Origin of the sequence: Micromonospora sp. NPDC048894 (assembly GCF_040649765.1) — a bacterium.
Classification (GTDB): Bacteria; Actinomycetota; Actinomycetes; order Mycobacteriales; family Micromonosporaceae; genus Micromonospora; species Micromonospora antibiotica.
Window position 1 is genome coordinate 314,702 of sequence record NZ_JBEZFY010000006.1, and the last position, 21,380, is coordinate 336,081.

General features: G+C 72.8%; 19 protein-coding genes. 14 read left to right on the forward strand and 5 right to left on the reverse strand.

Going from position 1 to position 21,380, the window contains the following annotated elements; translation table 11 throughout:
- Positions 1-6: 6 nt before the first annotated feature.
- Entirely contained in the window at positions 7-1,215 is a 1,209-nt protein-coding gene (locus tag AB0C22_RS15990; RefSeq protein ID WP_357535584.1) for an FAD-dependent monooxygenase, read from the reverse strand.
- Positions 1,216-1,286: 71 nt separating this feature from the next.
- On the opposite strand from AB0C22_RS15990, the gene AB0C22_RS15995 reads away from it, so the two are divergent.
- Positions 1,287-1,985, forward strand: a complete 699-nt coding sequence (locus AB0C22_RS15995; protein WP_219464180.1) for a TetR/AcrR family transcriptional regulator — start codon at positions 1,287-1,289, stop codon at positions 1,983-1,985.
- Here AB0C22_RS15995 and AB0C22_RS16000 read toward each other — a convergent pair.
- On the reverse strand, positions 1,945-2,328 hold the full coding sequence (locus AB0C22_RS16000) for a hypothetical protein (RefSeq protein ID WP_219470276.1): 384 nt from the start codon (positions 2,326-2,328) through the stop codon (positions 1,945-1,947). The two genes, AB0C22_RS15995 and AB0C22_RS16000, sit on opposite strands and share 41 nt — an antisense overlap.
- 194 nt (positions 2,329-2,522) lie before the next feature.
- Between AB0C22_RS16000 and AB0C22_RS16005 the strand changes: the two genes are divergently transcribed.
- From AB0C22_RS16005 to AB0C22_RS16035, 7 genes are all read left to right on the forward strand, one after another.
- Positions 2,523-2,828, forward strand: coding sequence for a DUF6403 family protein (locus AB0C22_RS16005; protein WP_219464181.1), 306 nt, complete (start codon positions 2,523-2,525; stop codon positions 2,826-2,828).
- Positions 2,825-4,183 (forward strand): hypothetical protein, encoded by a 1,359-nt coding sequence (locus AB0C22_RS16010; protein ID WP_219464182.1) that lies wholly within the window; start codon positions 2,825-2,827, stop codon positions 4,181-4,183. The genes AB0C22_RS16005 and AB0C22_RS16010 overlap by 4 nt, the downstream gene beginning before the upstream one ends.
- Positions 4,180-5,214 (forward strand): hypothetical protein, encoded by a 1,035-nt coding sequence (locus AB0C22_RS16015; RefSeq protein WP_357535587.1) that lies wholly within the window; start codon positions 4,180-4,182, stop codon positions 5,212-5,214. Before AB0C22_RS16010 ends, AB0C22_RS16015 begins: the two co-directional genes overlap by 4 nt.
- Positions 5,215-5,411: 197 nt before the next feature.
- On the forward strand, positions 5,412-6,455 hold the full coding sequence (locus AB0C22_RS16020) for a DUF559 domain-containing protein (RefSeq protein WP_357535589.1): 1,044 nt from the start codon (positions 5,412-5,414) through the stop codon (positions 6,453-6,455).
- Positions 6,427-7,077, forward strand: a complete 651-nt coding sequence (locus AB0C22_RS16025) for a hypothetical protein (protein ID WP_219464185.1) — start codon at positions 6,427-6,429, stop codon at positions 7,075-7,077. Before AB0C22_RS16020 ends, AB0C22_RS16025 begins: the two co-directional genes overlap by 29 nt.
- A complete protein-coding gene (locus AB0C22_RS16030; protein ID WP_357535591.1) occupies positions 7,074-10,346 on the forward strand; it encodes an ATP-binding protein in 3,273 nt (1,090 codons plus the stop codon). The genes AB0C22_RS16025 and AB0C22_RS16030 overlap by 4 nt, the downstream gene beginning before the upstream one ends.
- An 83-nt stretch (positions 10,347-10,429) precedes the next feature.
- Positions 10,430-11,029, forward strand: coding sequence for a hypothetical protein (locus AB0C22_RS16035; RefSeq protein WP_219464189.1), 600 nt, complete (start codon positions 10,430-10,432; stop codon positions 11,027-11,029).
- A gap of 28 nt (positions 11,030-11,057) precedes the next feature.
- Here the strand turns inward: AB0C22_RS16035 and AB0C22_RS16040 are convergent, their stop codons facing one another.
- Positions 11,058-12,080 carry a PaaX family transcriptional regulator C-terminal domain-containing protein gene (locus AB0C22_RS16040; RefSeq protein ID WP_357535593.1) on the reverse strand — a complete coding sequence of 341 codons (1,023 nt, stop codon included), beginning with the start codon at positions 12,078-12,080 and terminating at the stop codon, positions 11,058-11,060.
- 292 nt (positions 12,081-12,372) lie between these two features.
- Between AB0C22_RS16040 and AB0C22_RS16045 the strand changes: the two genes are divergently transcribed.
- The 3 genes from AB0C22_RS16045 (at position 12,373) to AB0C22_RS16055 (ending at position 15,184) form a co-directional block, all read left to right on the forward strand.
- On the forward strand, positions 12,373-13,761 hold the full coding sequence (locus AB0C22_RS16045) for a PHB depolymerase family esterase (protein WP_357535595.1): 1,389 nt from the start codon (positions 12,373-12,375) through the stop codon (positions 13,759-13,761).
- Between the two features lie 288 nt (positions 13,762-14,049).
- On the forward strand, positions 14,050-14,952 hold the full coding sequence (locus AB0C22_RS16050) for a hypothetical protein (RefSeq protein WP_208568860.1): 903 nt from the start codon (positions 14,050-14,052) through the stop codon (positions 14,950-14,952).
- 37 nt (positions 14,953-14,989) lie between these two features.
- On the forward strand, positions 14,990-15,184 hold the full coding sequence (locus tag AB0C22_RS16055) for a hypothetical protein (protein ID WP_357535597.1): 195 nt from the start codon (positions 14,990-14,992) through the stop codon (positions 15,182-15,184).
- Between the two features lie 136 nt (positions 15,185-15,320).
- Here AB0C22_RS16055 and AB0C22_RS16060 read toward each other — a convergent pair whose 3' ends face one another.
- Positions 15,321-16,880: an AMP-binding protein gene (locus tag AB0C22_RS16060; RefSeq protein WP_357535599.1), complete on the reverse strand. Its 1,560-nt coding sequence runs from the start codon at positions 16,878-16,880 to the stop codon at positions 15,321-15,323.
- A gap of 342 nt (positions 16,881-17,222) precedes the next feature.
- Between AB0C22_RS16060 and AB0C22_RS16065 the strand changes: the two genes are divergently transcribed.
- Genes AB0C22_RS16065 through solA form a run of 3 tightly spaced genes read left to right on the forward strand, consistent with a single transcriptional unit; the run spans position 17,223 to position 20,087 of the window.
- The gene (locus tag AB0C22_RS16065; RefSeq protein ID WP_219464198.1) at positions 17,223-18,116 is read left to right on the forward strand and encodes a TauD/TfdA family dioxygenase; all 894 of its coding nucleotides are present in this window, start codon (positions 17,223-17,225) and stop codon (positions 18,114-18,116) included.
- Positions 18,113-18,940, forward strand: coding sequence for a pyrroline-5-carboxylate reductase (gene proC / locus AB0C22_RS16070; protein ID WP_219464199.1), 828 nt, complete (start codon positions 18,113-18,115; stop codon positions 18,938-18,940). Before AB0C22_RS16065 ends, proC begins: the two co-directional genes overlap by 4 nt.
- A gap of 1 nt (position 18,941) precedes the next feature.
- Positions 18,942-20,087, forward strand: a complete 1,146-nt coding sequence (gene solA, locus AB0C22_RS16075) for an N-methyl-L-tryptophan oxidase (protein ID WP_219464200.1) — start codon at positions 18,942-18,944, stop codon at positions 20,085-20,087.
- A 71-nt stretch (positions 20,088-20,158) separates the two neighbouring features.
- Here the strand turns inward: solA and AB0C22_RS16080 are convergent, their stop codons facing one another.
- The gene (locus AB0C22_RS16080; RefSeq protein WP_219464201.1) at positions 20,159-21,334 is read right to left on the reverse strand and encodes a pyridoxal phosphate-dependent aminotransferase; all 1,176 of its coding nucleotides are present in this window, start codon (positions 21,332-21,334) and stop codon (positions 20,159-20,161) included.
- Positions 21,335-21,380: the final 46 nt, after the last annotated feature.

The following is a 21,380-nucleotide window of genomic DNA, read 5'->3' on the forward strand; positions in this document are numbered from 1 at the left end:
GGCCGCTCAGGCTCCGCCGGGCGGGCCCACGTCGGGCAGGGTGATCGCGGTCGCGGCCCGGCGGATCGGCTCGGTCACCCGGCGGATCATCCGCTCCCGGCCGGGCAGCCGGGGCAGCAGCCGCAGCATCGTCAGCTGGACGCGGATCTGGGCGGTGGAACCGAGCACCATCCCGCGCAGGTTGCGTTCGGCCAGCTCCTGATTGGCCCGGACGAAGGGACGCAGTTGCCGTTCGTGGTCGGCGAATCCGACGGTCGGGTCCCCGCCGGCCCGGGCCAACGCCGCCGCCAGCACGTACGCCCCGACCAGGCCGAGGCTGGTGCCCTGGCCGGAGGCGGGTGACGGCCCGTACGCGGCGTCCCCGACCAGCGCGATCCGCCCGGTGGACCAGTGGTCCATCCGTACCTGGCTGATGGCGTCGAGGTAGAGGTCGTCGGCGTCGGCGGCCGCGGCGAGTAGCCGGGGCACCTGCCAGCCGAGACCGGCGAACTCCCGGGCCAGCAGCGCACGACGCCCGGCGGTGTCGCCGGGGGCGGGGACCTCGGCCGGGGACCGGAAGAGGAACAGTGCGCGGGCGTCGGGAGCGCCCGCGGTGCGGTAGACACCGACGCTGCGGCCCGGGGTGACGTGCATCAGCTCGGTGCGGTCGAGGCCGAACTCGGCCGGCACGGTGCACACGGCGATGTGGTGGCCGAGCGGGCGTACCGGGTCCGGGGCGTTGCCGAAGGCCAGCCGGCGCACCTGCGAGTGCGGCCCGTCCGCCCCGATCACCAGGTCGAACGTCTGCCGGTGGCCGCTGGCGAAGCCCACCCGTACCGCGTCGGCGGTGGGGGTGAGGGTGGTGATCGAGTCGCCGAGCAGGAGGGGGACGTCGGTGGTGGCAGCGGCCAGGAGGTCGACCAGTTCGCCGCGCATGATCTCGACGTCGTCGCCTTCCCGCCCGCCGAAGAGGCTGGCGTCCATGGCGGCGAGGGTGTCGCCCCGGGAGTCGACGAACCGGGTCCGGAGCATGCCGGTGTCGTGCCGCCGGACCTGGTCGCCCAGCCCCATCCGGTCGACCACCTGCAGCGCCACGCCCCGGATGTCGACCTTGTAGCCGCCCGCGCGCAGGGCCGGGGCCCGCTCGACGACGGTCGGCCGGAAGCCGTGCCGGCGCAGCCACCAGGCGAGGGTGAGGCCGGCGACGCCGCCGCCGGAGATCAGGACATTCGTCATGCCGACGATAGTACGAACGTGTCAGACGATTGTACAAGACCTTTGTGCGAGGGACCCGCTACGCTGTGCCCATGGGCAATCGGGAGGACCTGCTCGCCGGCGCGAAACGCTGCCTGATGGAGAAGGGCTACGCCGGCACCACCGCACGGGACGTGGCCGCCGCGGCCGGCACCAGCCTGGCCGCCATCGGCTACCACTTCCGCACCACCCGGGCCCTGCTGGACCAGGCGCTCTTCGAGGCGATGGAGGAGTGGGGCCAGGAGCTGGAACGGGCGTTCACGGTCGACGCCGGCCCGGACGCCACCCCACGGCAACGGTTCGAGGCGGCCTGGACCCGGGTGATCGAGTCGTTCGACCGGCTGCGCCCCCTCTGGGCCGTCCAGTTCGAGCTGATCTCCCAGCTCGACCGCTCCCCCGAACTGCGGGAGGCGCTCCGCGCCGCCAACCACCGCGCCCGGCTCGGGCTGGCCGCGATCTTCCACCAGCTCGACCCCGAGGCCGACGAGGCCGAGGCGCTGGCCCTCGGCGCCTTTTACCAGACCCTGCTCGGTGGCCTGGCCGCCCAGTCACTTGTCGACCCGCAGAGCACCCCGACCGCAGCCGACCTGACCCGCACCCTCATCCGGATCACCGACGAACTCACCGACCAGACCGCCACCGCGCGGCGGATGCCCGCCGCACCGGCACCACCGCCAGGCGGGGAGCCGGGTACAGGTACCCGGGCGACGGTCAGCGGGCGCGGCGGCGGACGAGCCGGCTACCGAGGCTGACCAGGGTGCTGCCGACGCCGGTGCCGAGCAGCACCAGCACCGCCCCCACCACCCAGAGCCCCGAGTCGTCGGTGGCCGCCGCGTGCCCCGACCAGCAGGCCGTGAACGCCACCGTCATCACCGGCGCGACCAGCACCGGGCTGAGCAGCCACCCGGCGACGGCGGCGACCACGACCAGGGTGAGTACCGCGCCGACCACCTGCCAGACCGCGTACGGCCCGCTGGTCGCGCCGGTACGCGGGTCCGTCGAGTAGCCGCTCTCCCACCCCAGCCAGGCCGCCCAGGTGCCGATCGTCGCGGCCGCGAGGAGCACACCGCCGAGGAGGGTACGGGTACGCGTCATCTGCACGCCCCGATCATCGTCCGCCGGGTGGGTCACCGGATGAGCACCCGTACTCACGATCACCGTCACACCACCCTTCGCAGCGACAACCGCCCTGGTCGGGGCGCGTGTGGCGCGGGTTGACCCGATCAGCGAGACTCGGTCGGACCACCCCCGGGGGCCGTCCCCCGGACCCCGGCGAACGGTTGGAGCCCATGGCACACCCCTACCTGTTCTGGCTGGCCGGCGCGGTGCTGCTGGTGGCCGCGGGCGTGGTGACCACCCTGCTGCCCCACCGTCGGGCCCGCTCCGAGCAGCGGCGGACCGCCTGGTCGGCCGCGCGGGCGGCGATCGACAGCGCGGCCGTCAGCCGGGACGCCGCGCCGGACCGGGTGCCCGAGGCGGAACGGTTGCTGACCCGCGCCGAGTCGCTCGCGGGTGCCCGCGGCGGGGTGGACGCGGCGCGGGCGGCGGCCGAACACGCCCGGCAGGCCGACCGGTTGTGGCGGGGACAGCGATGAGCGCCCGCGGATACCGCCGCCTGGCCGAGCCGTTGCGCTGGGCGCTGCTCGGGGTCGCCGTGCTCGTGCTGGTGGTCTTCCTGCTCGCCCAGCGGCAGCAGGGCATCGACGTCAGCTACGGCCGGTCACCGGCGTCGACGGCCGGGGTCGCCACGGACAGCGCCGGCACCGCCGACCGGGCCACCGTGCCGTCGGTGGACGAGATGACCGCGCTGGTCGCCGCCGCGCCGGTGGTACGCCTACCGGGGGCGGTGGCGTACTGGAACGAGCAGCGGGTCCGGGAGGTGGCCGGCGACACCCGGATCCTGGTCGCCCCACCCGGCCTCGACAAAGATGAACGCGAGCGGGTCCGGGACGTGGAGAACGCCACGATCCGGGTGATCGGCACCGAGGTCAGCGGCGGTTTCTACCAGGCCAGCTCCGACACGCTGCCCGCCTGGCGGGCGCAGTTCGCCACCGGGGACGTGACCGACCTGCTGATCGCCCTGATCACCGCGCTGCGCAAGGAGTCCACCCCGGCCGACCGGGACGAGCTGCGCTGGCGCGAGCCGAGCGGGCCGGAGCTGACCGCCGTCCTGACCGACCTGCGGGCGACCGGTAGGCACGTCGCGCCCGGCGCGACCCTCACCGACGTGCCCGAGACCGCCGCCCGCAACGCCTTTCCCGACGGCGCCTGGTACGTCGCGCTGCCCGTGCAGCGCTACGGCAAACCCCTGCCCCGGTACGGCCCCGCCCTGAGCGCCCAATTCCCCGACCAGCCGATCGTGGTGATGTACGGGCTCTGGATCGAATACCACGGGCCCGGCGCCGCGGACTTCGCGGAGCTGGCCGGGGCGAGCTTCTACGGCCAGTTCGCCAGCGTGCTCAGCCGCTCCGACTATCCGCAGCGCAACGTGCTGGGCGTCTACCTCAACCGGGTCACCGACCTGCGCTACGCGGGCCTGTTCGAGCGGCCGTTGCCCTACCGGCCGGCCGATCCGCTGCGGGTGGCGCTGCCGGCGCTGCCGTGGCTCTTCGCGGGCTGCGTGGCGGCGTTCCTGATCCTGTCGGCCCGGTCGCTGCGCCGCCCCGACCGAGGGCTGGGCCGCCGACGGGACACCGCCCCGGTCCGGCTGGCCGGGTTGACCGCGCTGGCCGTCGAGGTGTCCCTGCTGACCGACGCCCGCAGCAACCCGGCGCTGACCCGGGGCATCGTCGCGCTCCAGGCCGCCCGGTCGGCGTGGGAGGAGAAGCTGCCCGCCCGGCACGTCCGTACGCTGCTCGACGAGGCGGCGGCCGAGTTGGACGACACCGCCCGCCAGGTCGGCATCGCCAGCTACCGCCCGGACAACTACCTGCGAGGCCGGCTGTCATGACCCGTTCCGACTCCCGGCGGACCGGTGCCGGCCCCTCCCGGCCGCAGCGCGCCGATCCGTCCCGGCGGACCGGTGCCGGCCCTTCCCGGCCGCAGCGTGTCATCGGTCTGCTCGGTACCCCGTTCGGCCTGGCCGTGCTGGCCTGCCTGGCGCTGGCCGGCTGGGCGGTGTGGAGCGGCGGGGCGCTGGACGGGCCGGTCGCCCGGCAGGTGCGCACCACGTCGTTCCATGCCGACCCGGGGCTCGACGTGGACCGGGCCGCAGCGGAACGGATCATCGGCAACCGCCGGCTGGTGGTCATCCTGCGCTCCCCCGGGGCCGACCTGCGCGACACCTGCAAGCAGGTGCACCGGGCCGCCGACGGGACCGTCGTGCTGGTGCTCAGCCGCGACGGCGACGACTACGACACCTACGGCTGCGCCCTGGTGCCCGGATACGACAAGAAGAACCTGGGCAAGGCCGCCGCCGCAGAAATGATCATCGGCCGGGGCATCGACACCTTCGCCGACCGCCCGCTGGAGGCGGTGAAGGTCATCGCCGTCAACTACGACCGGCTGGTCAAGGCCGGCACCGTACCCGACGGGGCCCGCACGATCAGCCCGTCGCTGCCCCGGTTCCTGCTCGCCGCCGCGGCGGTGAGCGGGGTCGTCGCCGGAGCGTCGCTGCTCTACCTCGGCGGCCGGCGGGCCGGGCGGCTCGCGGCGGCCCGGCGGGTCCGCCGCGACGGGCTCACCGACAGCCGCAGCGCACTCAGCGCCGCCACCGCCGGGCTCGCCCAGCAGATCATCGACCTCGACCCGACGTACGCCCTGTTGTACGGGCGTCAGGGCGACGACAGCGGCTTCGCCCGGCGCTACCGGCAGTTGACCTCCGACCATGCCGCTCTGCTCGACCGGTTGGCGACCCTGGACGACACCGACGAGGCAGCCGTCGGGAAGCTGACCGCCCACGTCGAGTCGCTGAGCCGCCGGGCGCAGGCGCTCGCCGACAAACAACCGGAGCGGCACGACGCGCAGCCGGGGAAGAGCTAGCTCCTGCCCGGTTCCGTCGCGCGGTCGGGTGTCCGAAGCACGACTGACCGGGGACAGCTATGGCGCTGGCGGCGAACCGCTTCGTAGTGTGTTCGGGTTCGTCCGATGGCCGCCCGGGGAGGATGAGGACCGCTGAGTTCCACCCGATCCGCTCCCCCTCCGGAGAGGGTCGTCGCGGTCCGCGCCGGTGACCGGCCATGAGTCTCGTCCGTCAACTCGCCGCGTTGCCCACGGATCGCGTCGTGCAGATTCCGGGGGTGCCCACCGGCACCGTCGCGGCAACCGTCACCGGGGAACCGGTCGGCCCGGCCGCCGTCGTGCTGCAACCCGGCCCGACCCGTACCGCCGGTTCCTTCGTCCACGCCGTCCTCGACGAGCTGGAACGGGTGGCGGTGGGGCTGCTACCGGGGTGGCTCCCCGAGGCCGCCGACCTCCCCCGCGCCGACCCGTACGGCCTGGCCGCCGTCCGGGCCGCCGCGGTCGCCCGGGCGCGGGGCTCCGCGCACTCCGCCGCGTTCCTGGCGCACCTGGCCACCGTGGCGTTGTCCGGCCGACGACCACCGGTCGACCCGTTCCCCCCGGAGATCCGGTGTCCGGGGCTGACCCGGGTGGTGGCGCAGGGGTTCGGACGCCCTCGGGCGAATCTGCTGATCGAGGTGCCCGCCGGCCTCGACCCGGCCGGCGAGCAGGCCGTCGTGGCGGGCGCGGAGTGGCTGTGTCACCACGGCCGGGTCGGCGTGTGGTTGGCTGGAGCACCCTTACGGCACGAGGACCGGGTGGTCACCGTCGTGCTGACCCGGGAGGCGGCGGACGGGCAGCGGGGACCGGTGCCGACGACACCCCCGGCGGTGGTCGGGCGACCCCACCCCGGTAGCGCGACCGAGGCGCTGTTGGAGGCCGCGCTGGCCGGCCAGAGCTGGTCGGCGGGCCGGATCTGGAACCGGTACCACCAGCCGCACCCCCTCTCACCCGCGGTCTGCCTGGACCTGCTCTGGCCCGACGAGCGGTGTGTCGTCGAGATCGACGGCCCGGAGCACTGCCGGCCGGACCGGTTCGAGGCGGACCGGCAACGCGACGTGCGGTTGCAGTTGGACGGTTACGCCGTCCTGCGCTTCACCAATGCCCGAATCAACCACGACGTCGGGGCGGTGGTGCACCAGATCGGCACCCTGATCCAGGCCCGGCGACGTGACCTGGCGGAAGGAAGATCCCATGGCCGGCGACGACCTCACCCCCTCTGAGGCCGCGATCCTGTTCGTGTTGATGGCGGAGGCCCGGGAGGTGCCCAACACCGAGTTGCGCAACCGGTACGGCGTCGACGTGCGCAAGTCCTACCGGGACAAGCTCAACCGCCTCGGATTCGTCGACAGCCGCCGGGAGGGCAACACCTTCCTGCACCAGCTCGCCGACAAGGGTTGGGTCCGGGTGCAGGAGGATCTGCCCTTCCAGTCGGCGCAGGGCCGCATCCTCGGCGGGGCGCTGACGGCGTTGCAGGTCAACCTGCGGGACCGGGTCATGGTCCGCAGCGACTACCGCTCGTTCGGTGAGCTGTTCGCGCTGACCGACGTACGGGCCGGTACGGCGGAACCGGACCTGCGGCGCACCCTGGGTCTGCGCGTCCGGCACGCGTACGCGGCGCTGGCCGCCGAGCCGGGGGCCTGGGTCAGCCTGACCCGACTGCGGCCGTTCTTCGGCGACGTCGACCCCGCCGACCTCGACGAGGCGCTGCGGGACCTGGAGCGCGAGCCGGACGTGGACATCGTCCCGGAATCCAACCAGAAGGCGCTCACCACGGCGGACGTCGCGGCGGCCCTGCGGCTGGGCGGCCAGGACAAGCACCTGCTGGCGATCGGGGTGGGATGACCGTGGCGGAGCACGCGGCCCTGGCGGCGCTCAGGCTCGACTGGGCGCCGGTGCCCGACGACGTCTGGCGGCCCTCGCCGTTCCATGTGGAGGGTCTGCACACCGCCGTGGCCCGCGACGTCCTCGCCGGGGTGGCCGACGCCCGGGACAGCGCCGACAGCAGCCCGATCGGGTTGGTGCTGCAGGGTCAGCGTGGCTCGGGCAAGACCCACCTGCTGGGCTGGATCCGCCAGCAGGTGCAGCAGCAGGGCGGCTACTTCTTCCTGGTCGGGCTGCTCGACGCGCACGGCTTCTGGGACAGTGTGCTCGCCTGCATGCTCGACGGGCTGTCCCGCCCGGTGCCCGGCGCCGAGAGCCAGCTCCGGCTGCTGCTGCGCCGGCTCTCCTCGATGGTCGGGGCGCCCCGCTCGGCCCGCCGGGCGGTGATGGGTGACACCGAACTGACCCGGCCGGCCCTGGACGCGTTCGTCGACGGGCTCGTCGGGTACGCCCCGCACGTGGCGCGCGCCTGCCGGGAGACGGCCCGGGCGCTCGCGCTGAGCGCCTCGGAGGACGGCACCCACCGCGACATCGCGGAGAACTACTTCACCTCCGGTGAGGAGGGGGAGCCGGGCGAGCGCGGCGCCTGGGGCATGCGACGGGCACCCCGCAACGCGCAGCAGATCGTCCAGGAGATCTCCTGGCTGCTGGCCCTCACCGGCCCGTCCGTGATCGCCGTCGACCAGATCGACACCCTGATCGCGCAGTCCGTGGCCGCCGGTGACGTCCTGCGCCACCGGTCGGGCGGGCAGGACGACCCGGAGCAGGCCGCCGTGCACGCCCGGATCGCCGACGGCCTGATGTCACTGCGCCAGCTCACCCGCCGCACGCTCACCCTGGTGGCCTGCCTGCCGACCTCGTGGACGATCATCACGAGCCGGACGGTGGACACGGTGAGCGACCGGTTCCGGGTGGCACCCCGGCTCACCACCATCCACGACGCCACCCTGGCCCGGCAGATCGTCGAGCGGCGGTTCGCCGCCCGGTTCGCCGAGCGCGGCTTCGTACCCCCGTATCCGTCGTGGCCGGTGCGGCCCGAAGCCTTCGCGCAGGCCGCGCAGATGACACCCCGGCAGTTGCTGATCGACATCGACCGGCACGTCCGGGCCTGCGTCGCCGCCGGTGAGGTGCGGGAGCTGACCCGGCTCGGTGCCACGGCGGAACCGCGACCCCACCGCCCGCGCCTGTCCCCCGTGGGGGACCTGGAGCGCTTCGACACCAGGTTCGCCCAGCTCAAGAGCGAGGTCGACGTGTCCGGCCCGCTGGCCCGTGACAGTGAGGACAGCACGGTCCCCGCCCTGCTCGCGGCGGGCCTGACCGCCTGGGTGGTGGAGCGCGGCGAGGGCGGTGGATCGTTCAGCGTGGATCCGCCGCCGAGCGCCCAGCCGCCGCTGCACGCCCGGCTCCGGCTCACCCTCGACGAGGCCACCGAGGACCAGGTCCACTGGTGTTTCCGGGCGATCAGCGAGGAGCACCATGCGATCGCCGCGCTCACCCGGCTCCGCAAGGCGTGCACGGTGGCGGGGCTCGACGCCCGGGTGACCCGCCGCAAGCTCTTCCTGCTCCGCAACGGCGCCTGGTCGAGCGGGGCCAAGACCAGGCAGGCGATCGCGGCCTTCACCCGGGCCGGCGGGACGATCCTCCCGTTGGACCCCGAGGATCTTCGCATCCTGGGGGCCCTGCGGGTCATGCTCGCCGAGTCACCCGTCGACCTGCGGGGTTGGCTGACCGCCCGTCGACCGACCCGGAACGTCACCGTGTTGCGACAGGCCCTGGGCTCCGTGGCCGACTGGCTCCCCGACCCTCCCGGTGGCGACGCAGCCGATGCGGCGGTACGACCGGACCGCACCGAACCGGTCGCCGCCGGACCGGTCGAGACGACGGCGGCCGACGTGGCACCGGCCGAGACGGAACCGGCGGGAGCGGGTGACGTGGGGGCGGGTGACGGGCGCTCCGGGGCGGGGCGGGGTGATCCGCCGCCGGCCGACGGTGGGCAGGCCGGTCCGCACCTCATCGTGGGGTACGACCACCGCACCGGTGCACCCGTGCCGCTCTCCCTCGAAGCCCTCCGCAAGCACACCACCCTCTTCGCCGGCTCCGGGTCCGGCAAGACGGTGCTGATCCGGCGGATCCTGGAGGAGTGTGCTCTCGCCGGGGTCTCCGCCATCGTCCTCGACCCCAACAACGACCTGGCCCGGCTCGGTGACGGGTGGCCGGAGCCACCGCCGCAGTGGCGTGCCGGGGACGCGGAGAAGGCCGATGCGTACCTCGCCGGGACCGACGTACTGGTGTGGACGCCGCGCCGGTCGTCGGGACGTCCGCTGAGCTTCCAGCCGCTACCGGACTTCCGCGGTGTGCGCGACGACCCCGACGAGTTCCACGAGGCCGTCGAGGCGGCGGTCGCCGCACTGGCGCCCCGTGCCCAGCTGACCGGTCGCACCAACAAGGTCCACCTGGGGCTCGCCGTGCTGCGTAAGGCTGTCGAGCACTACGGCCGGCGCGGCGGCAGCCGGGTGCAGGGCCTGATCGACACTCTCGCCGACCTGCCGGACGGGCTGCTGGACATCGACGGGGCGGACAAGATCGGGGTGGGGATCGCGCAGTCGCTGGCGGCCGCGATGGTCAACGATCCGCTGTTCGGCGGCGAGGGCAGCCCGATGGACCCGGGGCTGCTGTTGACCCCCGAGCCGGGCCGGCGGGCGCGGATCTCCGTCATCAGCCTCGTCGGCCTGCAATCCGACGAGGCCCGGCAGGGCTTCGTCAACCAGTTGCAGATGGCGCTGTTCGCCTGGATCAAGCAGCATCCGGCGAACGACCGGCCGCTGCTCGGGCTGCTGGTGATGGACGAGGCACAGACGTTCGCCCCGTCCGGCGCGATGACCGCGTGCACCCAGAGCACGCTGGCGCTGGCGGCCCAGGCCCGCAAGTACGGCCTGGGTCTGATCTTCGCCACCCAGTCGCCCAAGGGGCTGCACAACCGCATCCCGGGCAACGCGGCGACCCAGCTCTACGGCCGGCTGAACAGCCCGATCCAGCTGGAGGCGGCCCGGGAGATGGCGAAGGCGAAGGGCGGCGACGTCGCCGACATCTCCCGCCTCGGCACCGGTGAGTTCTACCTCGCCGCCGAGGGTGCCGCGCCGGTGAAGATCCGTACCCCGCTGTCGCTCAGCCACCATCCGCGCAGCCCGCTCACCGCCGAGGAGGTGCTGGACCGGGCCCGCCGCCGGTGAGCTCGACGACCCCGCCACCCTGCGGATCTTGCCACCGGGATCTAGCGTGGAAGGAGCCTGCTCACCGGCAGTAAGGATCATCGATGTTGCGCAAGCATCTGGTCGGGTTGATCGTCGGCGTCGTCGTCATCGTGGTGCTGGGTGCCGCCGCCGTGGTCTGGATCACGCTCAACAAGCCGGAGCCGACCGGGCCGGGTCCGGACGCGGCGGCACCGGCCGGGGCAACCACCTCCGGGGCAACGCAATCGCCGTCCGGCAGTCCCACCCCGTCGACCGCCGCGCCCGGCACGGCCGCTTCGGCGTCGCCGGAGTCCGGCCCCCGGCGGATGAGTCGCCTCCTCTACGACGACGGGCAGAACACGGCGACCGTCACGGGTCTGGAGGTGACGGCGGGTACGGTGCGGGTGCAGCTGCGTTATGCGACCCGGTCCCCCGGCGGCTGGGTGCTCAGCTGCCCGGCCCGGACGGCGGATCTCCAGTCGTCGCATCTGACGCTGGGCGACGGGCGGCAGGTCTTCCCGGTCGACACGTACTGCGCGTCGCAGCGGCCCGGCACGGATTTCACCCTGCGGCCCGGTGCGGTCCTGGAGAGCTGGGGCGTGTTCCCGGTCGTGCCGTCCGGCGACAGCCCCTTCTCCCTCACCTGGTACGACCTGGGCACCGTGGAGGGGCTGAAACTCTGAGCGGGCCGAGGGGCCGGCAGTGGCCGGGTCAGTGCGACGGGGACGACTCCGCCAGGTCGGTGTCGGCTGTGGGTGGGGCGGGGCTGCGGGCTTCGGTGGCACACACCCCGGCGAGCAGGTCGGCGGTGCTGTGCGCCCGCACGTCGGCGTACGTGCCGTCGGCGAACCGGGCGACGACGGCCCGGACGTGCCGCTCGGCGGTGTCGGCGAGCCCGTCGTAGACGGCGGCGAAGGTCTCCCGGGCGGGGCCGCGCAGCCAGCCGGCGGGCAGCAGCCGCAGCGGTAGCTGCGGGTCGAGGGTGGGGAAACGCCGGAAGGTGTCCATCACCTCGGTCCGGGCCCGCACCGCCTCGGCGCCGTCGACCTGACCGGCGGCGATCCGCGGCAGGAGGGGCCGCCAGCGCCGCAGGAAGCTCTCGTACTGGGCGGCGACGGCCGCGACGTCCCAGGCGTCGAGCGGGTCGCGCCCGGCGACCGCGTCGAGGTCGACCCGCCGGCCCCGGAAGACGGTGACCGCGCCGAGGTGCAGCTGGGTGAGCTGGGCCCGGGCCTTCGGGGTCAACTCGTGCGGGGAGATCCACAGCCCGTCGTACAGCGGCGCGTAGCCCAGCCAGCGTAGCCGGCCACGCAGGGCCCGCCGTTGCGCGCTGCGCTCCTGCGGCAGGGAGAAGGCGACGAGTGTCCAGCACTCGTCCCACGGTTGGGTCGTGGTGGTGGCGGCCATCACCCAGCTGCCGCCGACGGAGAGGCTGACGGCGGCGGACCGGCTGAGCCGGTACGAGCTGCGCCGCCCCTGCCGGCTGCCCTCCAGGACGCCCCGGCGGGCCAGTCGGCTGATCACGGTCCGCGCGCCGGCGAGGCTGACGTGCGACTCGGCCAGCAGCGCGACGATGGCGGCGGACGGCAACCAGGCGCGGGTACGCAGGGTGTAGTCGGCCAGCAGGGTCACCGCGACGCCCTGGGGCGAGTTGCCGGCCTGCCGCCGGGGCAGCCGTACCGGGTGGTCCCCGTCGTCGGGGAATATCTCCTCGATGTCGAACGGGTGTGGCACGGGGACGCTCCGGGCTCGGCTCGGCGACGGTGGCACCGACTGTAGACGGCGTACCCGGGCCCGCCTACCGGGCGTGGTTCCACGGTGGACCGGGCGTACGTCGGTGATCGACCAGTGTATCGAGGCCATTCGATTGACACTTGTCGGACCGAAGAGAACACTAAGTGCCATGCAATGCCACCTCGGGCCGGGGCAGGGCATGCCGGACGCCAAGGGCCGGCGCGGACCACACGGGCATCCGGGCGCACCCGTGCCGCGCGGCCGATCTCAACCTGTGAGGGAGTCACGCCCCATGAGAATCAGACGGAAACTGTTACTCGCCCTGGCGGCGCCACTGGTGGCCACACTGACGGCCGCCGCCCTGGTGGTACCGACGCTCCAACCGGCGTACGCCGCGTCGTTGGTCGAGGTGACCAACTTCGGCGACAACCCCGGCCGGATGCGGATGCACATCTACGTACCGAACATCCGCCCGACCAACCCGGCGGTCGTGGTCGCCATGCACGGTTGCGGCGGCACCGGCCCCGGTTTCTACTCCAGCAGCGAGTTCGCCTCGCTGGCCGACCGGTACGGCTACATCGTGATCTACCCGTCCGCGACCCAGCAGGCCGGCTTCGGCAACTGCTTCGACACCTGGTCGGACGCCGCGAAGCGCCGGGGCGGTGGCAGTGACCCGGTGTCGATCGTCTCGATGATCAACTATGCCCAGCGGCAGTACGGCGGCGACCCCCGCCGGGTGTTCGCCACCGGCAGTTCCTCCGGCGGCATGATGACCAACCACATGCTGGCGCTCTACCCCGACGTGTTCGCCGCCGGGGCCGCCTTCATGGGGGTGCCCTACAACTGCTTCGCCAACGCCGCCGACTACCCGCCCGGCGCCAGCCAGTGCACCGGCGGGAACATGAACCGCACCCCGCAGCAGTGGGGTGACGCGGTCCGCCAGCAGGCGTACCCCGGCTACTCCGGTCCCCGGCCGAAGGTGCAGCTGTGGCACGGCACCGCCGACACCCTGGTGCCGTACTCGCTGCTCCAGGAGACCATCGAGCAGTGGACCAACGTGTTCGGGCTCAGCCAGACACCCACCTCCACCGACACCCCCCAGGCCAACTGGAACCGCCGCCGCTACGCCGACGCCAGCGGCAACGTCCTCGTCGAGGCGTACAGCGTCCAGGGTGCCGGGCACAGCCTGCCCTCCGGTGGGATGGCCGCCGTCGCCCTCGGGTTCTTCGGCCTGACCAACCCGCCCCCGACCACCCCGCCCCCGACGACCCCGCCTCCTACCACGCCGCCGCCGACCACCCCGCCTCCTACCACGCCGCCCCCGACCACCCCGCCGCCGACGACGACCCCGCCGCCCAGCTCCGGGGCCTGCCGGGTCACCGCCAGCGTCAACGCCTGGAACAGCGGCCTGACCGAGAACCTGACCATCACCAACACCGGTTCCAGCGCCGTCAACGGCTGGTCGCTGGTCTTCACGCTGCCCGGCGGGCAGAGCATCACCTCCGGGTGGAACGCCTCCTACTCCCCCTCGTCCGGCCAGGTGACGGCCCGTAACGCCAGCTACAACGCCGCCATCCCGGCCGGCGGGTCGGTCGACATCGGATTCCAGGCCAACCACACCGGCAACACCGCCAAGCCCACCTCGTTCACCCTCAACGGCGCGGCCTGCACGGTCGCCTGACCCCACCTACGGGTGCGGGGACGGTCCCCGCCCGACCGCACCGCCACCACGACTCTCCCCCGCCCGCCGTCGGGCGGGGGAGAGCGCGACGGCGGAGCGGCAAGCACGGCAGCGGTGCGGCAAGCACGGCAGCGGGTGGGAAGCGCCGAGCGCGGCGGTGGGCGGGTCCGGCGGCGACAAGCACTCCGACATCGACCCCGGCCATTTCGGAAAACGTACGTGGCCGGTGCGGCACCCCCGTCGTAGTACCCTGTCGGCCAGCGTTCCGGCAAGGCGGAAGGACCTCCCGTGGCGGCGTTCTACCTCTCCTCCATCGCCCATCTGCACGGGACGAAACACCTCGTCCGGGAGCTGGACGAGGTGGGTGCCGACAATCCACGGTTGCTCGACGACGGGCTGGAGTCGTATGGAGTGACGACAATGTCCTCGATCGAGATGGCCGGCGAGGTCGGTGCGCGTGCGCTCGCCGGCGGGCTGGTGCCGGATGCGATCGTCTACGCGACGGAGACCGCCGACGGGGACGGCGTACGCAGGAACAACGTGCGCCTCGCCCGGGCCGTGGACGCACCCGGCGCCGCGACCCAGACCGTCGCCGGTCACGGGTGCGCCAACCTCGGCCTGCTGCTGGGCACGGTGCAGGGGCTGTTCGCGACGACCGACGTCGACACCGTCCTCGTCGTCACCGCGGACCGTGTCGTCGGTCGCGGCCGGATGATGGACGCGGAGCTGTCGGTCCTCAGCGACGGTGCCGCCGCAGCCCTGGTGACCCGGCACCGGCCGGCGGGTGACGGGCTCGTCCTGCTCGTCAACGGCATGGCGCTGCGCAGCGACTGGCGCGGTGACCTCACCGACAACAGCCCCGCCGCGCAGCGCCGCAACGTGCTGCTCGGCCGGTCGGCCGTCAAGGCCGCCCGGGAGGCCACCGGTCGCGGTCCGCGCGACTTCACCCACGCCCTGTTCAACAACTACCGGCTGCCCGCCCAGCGGTTCCTCACCGGCGCGGCCGGCTACTCCTTCGACCAGCTGCTGCCCGGTCGCCTGGCCGCGCACGCCCACGAGTTCGCAGCGGACCTGCTCGTCAACGCCGACCTGCTGGCCGCCGACGGCGTGCTCACCGCCGGCGACCGGTTGGCGCTCGTGGCCACCGGACCGCACTCCTGGGCCGTGATCGACGCCGAGGTCGTCGGCTAGGCCCGGTATGGAAGCAGGTGGTGACTAGACTCGCCGCATGCGGCAGGCGATGAAGGAGCTGACCTTCTCCGAGTGGTACGGCTTGGGCCCGCTGGCGCTTGCCGGCCTGGCGGGCATCCGCGCCATGGTGGCCGACGAGCCCTTCGCCCGCTGGGCATGGACCAGCATCGTCGTCCTCATGCTGATCCTCTGCGCCGGCTACGTCATCTGGACGAGGAAGCAGCGCTCCTGAGACCTGCGCCACGGCCGTTCGTCGACAGCGGCGACAGCGACGCCGGCTGCGCGGCGCACGGCAGCCTGTCGGACCGGGTCGCGACAGCGCGGTGGCGTCCGAGCCGGTTGATGCCGCATTCGACGGTTCCCGCACCTCAGCGGGACCCGTCGGCGGCGACCGAGGCCAACCGCAGGTAGTCCACCTTGCCGTTCTGGTTGAGGGGCATCGCCTCGAGCCACTCGACCCGGGTGGGCGTCATGTACGGCGGCAGCACCCCGCGCAGCTCCGTGGCCACCCGGGCCGGCTCGGTGTCGCCGGTGCAGAACGCCACCAGCGACTCGGCCGGGGCCTGCCCGAGCAGGACGACGGCAGCGTCGATGACGCCGTCCAGCCCGCGCAGCGCCGCCTCGATCTCGCCGAGTTCGACGCGGTAGCCGCGGATCTTGACCTGCCGGTCGAGGCGGCCCAGATGGACCAGGTGACCGTTCTCGACCCGGACCCGGTCACCGGTGCGGTACCAGTGCGCCGGGGTGAGCGGTCCGGTCCCGTCGTAGACCCGCGCACGGGCGTCGCCCCCGGCGTCGAAGCTGAGGAATCGCGCGGTGTTCTCCTCGGGATCGAGGTAGCCCGCGAACCGCTGGACGCCCCGCACGCACAGCTCGCCGTCGCGCCCGGCCCGGCCGTCGCGGTCGACCAGGATCCAGTCGTGCTCGGGCAGCACCAGCCCGATGGGCACCGTCGCGTTGCTCGTCGTCGGCCAGTCGGTCGGTGACCCGGGTAGCCGGTACTCAGCACAGCTCACGGTGAGTTCGGTAGGACCGTACACGTTCTCGATCACGCTGCGCGGCGCCGCCGCGTGCCACACGGCCGCCTGCTCACGGGTGAACGGCTCCCCGATGAAGATGCTCCAGCCGAGGTCGGGCATGGCGTCGGGGGCGAGCAGCCGCAGCCGGCGCGCGTAGGAGACCTGCGACGGCACCGAGAACCAGTGGGTGATCCGTCGCTCGTTGACGAACGTCGCCGGACGCAGGAGTTCCCTGGCGGTGGCGACCACCAGCGTCGCGCCGCTGCTCCAGGCCGCGAACAGGTCGAACACGGACGGGTCGAAGGTCAGGTCGAAGTTCTGCGTGAGCCGGGAGCCGACGCCGATGTCGTAGCGGCGTACCACGTGCTGCACGTAGGCGGCGGCACTGCGGTGGGCGATCGGCACCCCCTTGGGCACTCCGGTGGAGCCGGAGGTGAACAGGAGGTAGGCGACGTCGTCGCCGGTGACCGTCCGTCCGCCGCCGTCGGGTACGCCGCCGACCACCGGCCGGTCGTCGTCCGGGTGGACCAGACGGACGCCCACGTCGGCCAACGCACCGAGGAGGGCCGGATCGACCTCGTCGACGACGACGGCGGCCAGGCCGGCCCGGCGCGCGATGCCGGCGTTGCGCGTCACGGGAGCGCCGGGGTGCAGGGGCACCACGGTCGCGCCGAGCCGGAGCACCGCCAGATAGGCGAGGTACGAGGTCACGGAGCGGGTCGAGAACAGCCCGACGCGGGTGGCGCCGGGGGCCGTGGCGGCGATCCGCGCCGCGAGGAGGCCCGCGCGTCGCCAGAGTTCCGGGTAGCTCAGGAACTGGTCGCCGACTTCCAGCGCGACCGCCTCCGGATGGTCGGCAACCGATCGCCGCACCAACCCGGCAAGGTCGACGGCGGTCCCCACGCCCATGAACCGACACCCCCACATATAGACCGACATCTACCGGTGCGTCAGGGAAGGTACCCCACGATCCGCCCGTCGCCGACCCCTCCCGGCTGGGCGGACGGCCATCCGACAGTCGTCCACACTATCGACGTTCTTACATATAGATTTAGGTCACGATCCGGTAACGCTGCCCCAACTTGGGAGATTTCATCCACTTGAGAGGGTTGCCGGGGCATGGAAAATGGTGTCCAGGAAACCGCCTATTCACATTCGGCGTCGAATGCGTGCCAATGTCGGCCTTCGATGCCTGTGTCCTCCCTGTGATCTGTGCCGACGTCTTCCCTGACCGCTGATAAGGAGACATCCGTGGCGATAACCCTCAAGCCACTCCATCCGCTCTTCGTCGCAGAGGTGACCGGCGTCGACCTGACCACGCCCGTACCGGAGGACGTCTTCGCCGAGATCCACGCGGCCTTCGAGCGCTACGCGGTCCTCGTCTTTCCCGACCAACCGGTCACCGACGAGCAGCAGACCAGCTTCAGCAGGCTGTTCGGGCCGCTGGAGACCGCCCCGAACTTCGCCGGCAAGGCGCTGCGGCTGAGCAACGAGTTCACCGACATCTCCAACCTCGACCACGAGGGCAAGCTCCTCGACCCCGAGGACCGCCTCACCCGCTACAACCTGGGCAACCAGATGTGGCACACCGACAGCTCCTTCAAGGCCGTCCGGGCGAAGTGTTCGCTGCTGTCCGCCCGGGAGATCCCCCCCACCGGAGGCGAGACCCAGTACGCGGACATGCGCGCCGCCTACGACGCGCTGCCGCCGGAGCGCAAACGCCAGGTCGAGAACCTCGTCGCCGAACACAGCATCGCCCACTCCCGGGCGAAGTCCGGGTTCGACAGCTTCAACTCCGACATCGCCACCGCGCTGCCACCGGTGCCGCAGCGGGTCGTCGACCACTACCCGGGTTCCGGCCGCAGCAGCCTCTTCCTCGCCTCGCACGCCTCACACATCGTCGGCTGGCCGGTCGAACAGGGGCGGGCCCTGCTCGAAGAGCTGGTCGAGTTCGCCACCCAGGACCGGTTCGTCTACACCCACCACTGGCGCGTCGGCGACCTCACGGTATGGGACAACCGCTGCACCATGCACCGCGGCCGCCCGTACGACCTGCGGCAACGGCGGGTCCTGCACCGTACGACGGTGTCCGACGTCGTCACCAACTACCAGGTGACGATGGCGCACGCGGAGTCGCGCGGATGACCGCCACCCGGCGGCTGGTCATCGTCGGCGGTGGTCACATGGGGCTGGCGATCATCCGCGGGCTGCTTGGCGGACCGGCCGGTCCGGAACTCGTCGTGGTCGAGCGCAGTGCCGCCCGACGCGAACTCCTCGCCGACCTCGACGGACTCACGGTCGTCGCCCACCTGGATCTGGCCGAGGGCGACTTCGTCGTGCTGGCCGTCCCGCCGCAGGTCTTCGCCGAGTTCGCCGACGCCGAACGCCACCGGTTCACCGCGTGGACGCCGGTGCTGTCGGTGATGGCCGGCCTCACCGCCGAGACGATCGCCACGGCGCTGGGCACCACGCAGGTCGTCCGGTCCATCCCCAACACACCGTCCGAGGTGTTCCAGGGGATGTCGGTCTACCACGCCGGCCCGCAGGTGTCGGCGGAGACCACGGCCCAGGCGGAGGCCCTGCTGGGGGTGATCGGCCGGGTGCTGCGGGTCGACCGCGAGGAACTGGTCGACGACGCCACCGCGATCTGCGGCGGCGGACCGGCGTTCGTGAGCTACATCGTCGACGCCTTCTGCCAGTTCGCCGCCGCCCGGGGCTTCAGCGAGGCAGCCGGCCGGGAGATGGCGGTGCAGGTGTTCGGCGGGACCGCGACCCTCATCGCGGAGAGCGGGAAACCGCCGATGCAGCTCTGCCACGAGGTGATGACGCCCAACGGCACCACCGAGCGCGGCATCGCCGCGTTCGACGCCGCCGGGCTGAAGGGCTCCATCCTGACCGCGCTCACCGCCGCCGCGCAGCGCTCACGGGAACTGGCCCGCCCCCACGGGCCCGGATGCGCGGTGGGGTGAGGTGTCCCCCACCTACGACGTGGTGGTCGTCGGGCTCGGGATCATGGGTGCGTCGGCGCTCCACCAGCTCAGCCGGCGGGGAGCGCGGGTGTTGGGCGTCGAGGCCCACGGACCGTTGCACGACCTGGGTTCCTCGCACGGCCAGACCCGCATCTTCCGGCGGGCGTACTGGGAGGGCGAGCAGTACGTCCCGCTGCTGGACAGCTCGTACGAGGGGTGGTGGGAACTCGACGCCGCGACCGACGAGACGATCGCGCTGCGCACCGGCGGCCTGTTCGTCGGCTCCCCCGACTCCAAGCTGGTGCAGGGCTCCCGGGACACCGCGCTCCGGTGCGGGATCAACCACGAGTACCTCGACGCGGGCGAGATCACCAGCCGGTTTCCCGCCTTCCACGTCCAGCCCGACGCGGTCGCCGTCCACGAGCCGGACGCGCTGATGCTCTTCGCCGACAACGCCCGGCTCACCTACCTGACGCGGGCGACCGCCGCCGGCGCCCACCTGGTCCACGGACGTGCCGTGCGCACGCTCTCCCCCGGCTCCGGGGGCACCGTCACGGTCGTCGGCGACGGGTGGGAGGTGAGCTGCGGCGCGGTGGTGCTGACGGTCGGCGGCTGGGTGGGTCGCTTCCTGCCCGGTGAGATCGCCCCCGCCGTCACCCCGATGCGCATTCCCGTCTTCGAGTTCGACGTGGCCGAGGCGCGGGAGCGGGACCACCTGCCCGGACGCTTCCCGGCCTTCCTCTACGAGGACGCCGGGGGAGCCCTGGTCTACGGGCTCCCCCGCTGGCGGTCGGTCGACGGCGGGCTGAAGATCGGCTTCCACAACCGGCAACTGTCACCGCAGGACGTCGACGGTGACCGGCGTCCACCCAGCGACGCGGAGCGGCATGAGCTGTGGCGGACGATCAGCCCGGTGCTGCCGGCCGTCCAGCCCACGGGCCGGGGTCGCTCCTGCATCTACACGATGTCGACCGACGAGAGTTTCCTCATCGGCCGCTCCCGGGAACTCGACGGCGTCTGCTACGCCAGCGCCTGCTCCGGCCACGGCTTCAAGTTCGCCCCGGGCATCGGGGAGGTCCTGGCGCAGCTCGCGCTCGACGGACGGTCGACGGTGGACATCTCCGCGTTCAGCCCCGACCGGCTCTGACGCCCCGCCAGGTTGACCCGCGCCGTGCGCCCCGCCCCGACCACCCGCAGTGGTGGCCCGTGCGGGACCGGTCAGACCGCGGCGATGAGGCGTTCGAGGGCGAGTTGCAGGCGCTTCGGGTCCTGGGCGAAGCAGATCCGGAAGTAGCCGTCGAATCCGTCGCCGAACGCGGAGCCGGGCGCGATGCCGACCCCGGCACGGGCGACGAGTTCCTTGGCGTACGCCAGGGAGTTGTCGACGCCCTCGATCCGGAAGAACGAGTAGAAGGAGGCCGGGACGTCCGGCGCGAGGATGCGCGGGTGGCCCTGGAAGGCGTCCGCCACGGTCTCCCGGCCCCGCGCGCTGCGCTCCACCATCTCGGCCACGAACGGCTCACCCTCGCGGATCGCCGCGACCCCCGCGTGCTGCACGAAGGTGGCCGACCCGGTGCTGTTGATCGCGCTGAGGTTACCCACCTGGTGGGCCAGGCCGGCGGGGTGCACCAGCCAGCCGAGCCGCCAGCCGGTCATCGACCAGGTCTTGGAGAAGCTCTGCACGACGAAGAGCGCGTCGTTGTCGTCGGCGACCTCCAGCATCGACGGCGTCGCGACGGACCCGTCGAAGACCAGCCGGTTGTACACCTCGTCGGAGATGATCCAGATGCCCTTGCGCCGGGTCAGCTCCAACAGTTCCCGCTGCTGGGCCGAGGTCATCGTCCAGCCGGTCGGGTTGCCGGGTGAGGCCAGGAACACCGCGCGCGTCCGGTCGTCGCAGTTCGCCTCGACCTGCTCGAGATCCAGCGACCACCCGTCCGGGTCGGCTTCGAGGTTGACGAACCGTACGGTCGCGCCCATCGACTCGACGGCGATGACGATGTTCGGCCACACCGGCGCCACGACGACGACGTTGTCCCCCGGCTCCACCAGGCACTGCAACGAGATCATGATGGAGGTCATCCCCGACGAGGTCGCCGACAACCGCTCCAGCTCGACCTCCACCCCGTTGGTACGCCGGTGGTACTCCTGGATCGCCTGCCGCAGTGGTGCGATGCCCCGGCGGTCCGCGTAGCGGGTCTTGCCCTGGTCCATGGCGAGTTCGGCGGCCTGCCGTACGACCAGCGGGGTGGGGAGATCCGACTCACCGAAGCAGAGACTGACGGCGTCGGGATAGTCCTGGCACAGGCGCGCGACGGCCACGATCTCCTGCGTCCGCATGTGCGCGAGGGCGGCGCGGAACGGGGGGACGTCGTTGCGCGGGGCGGTCGGCATGGGTGGTCTCCTTGACGGCTGGGGCGCACGTCCGGCGCGGGGAATG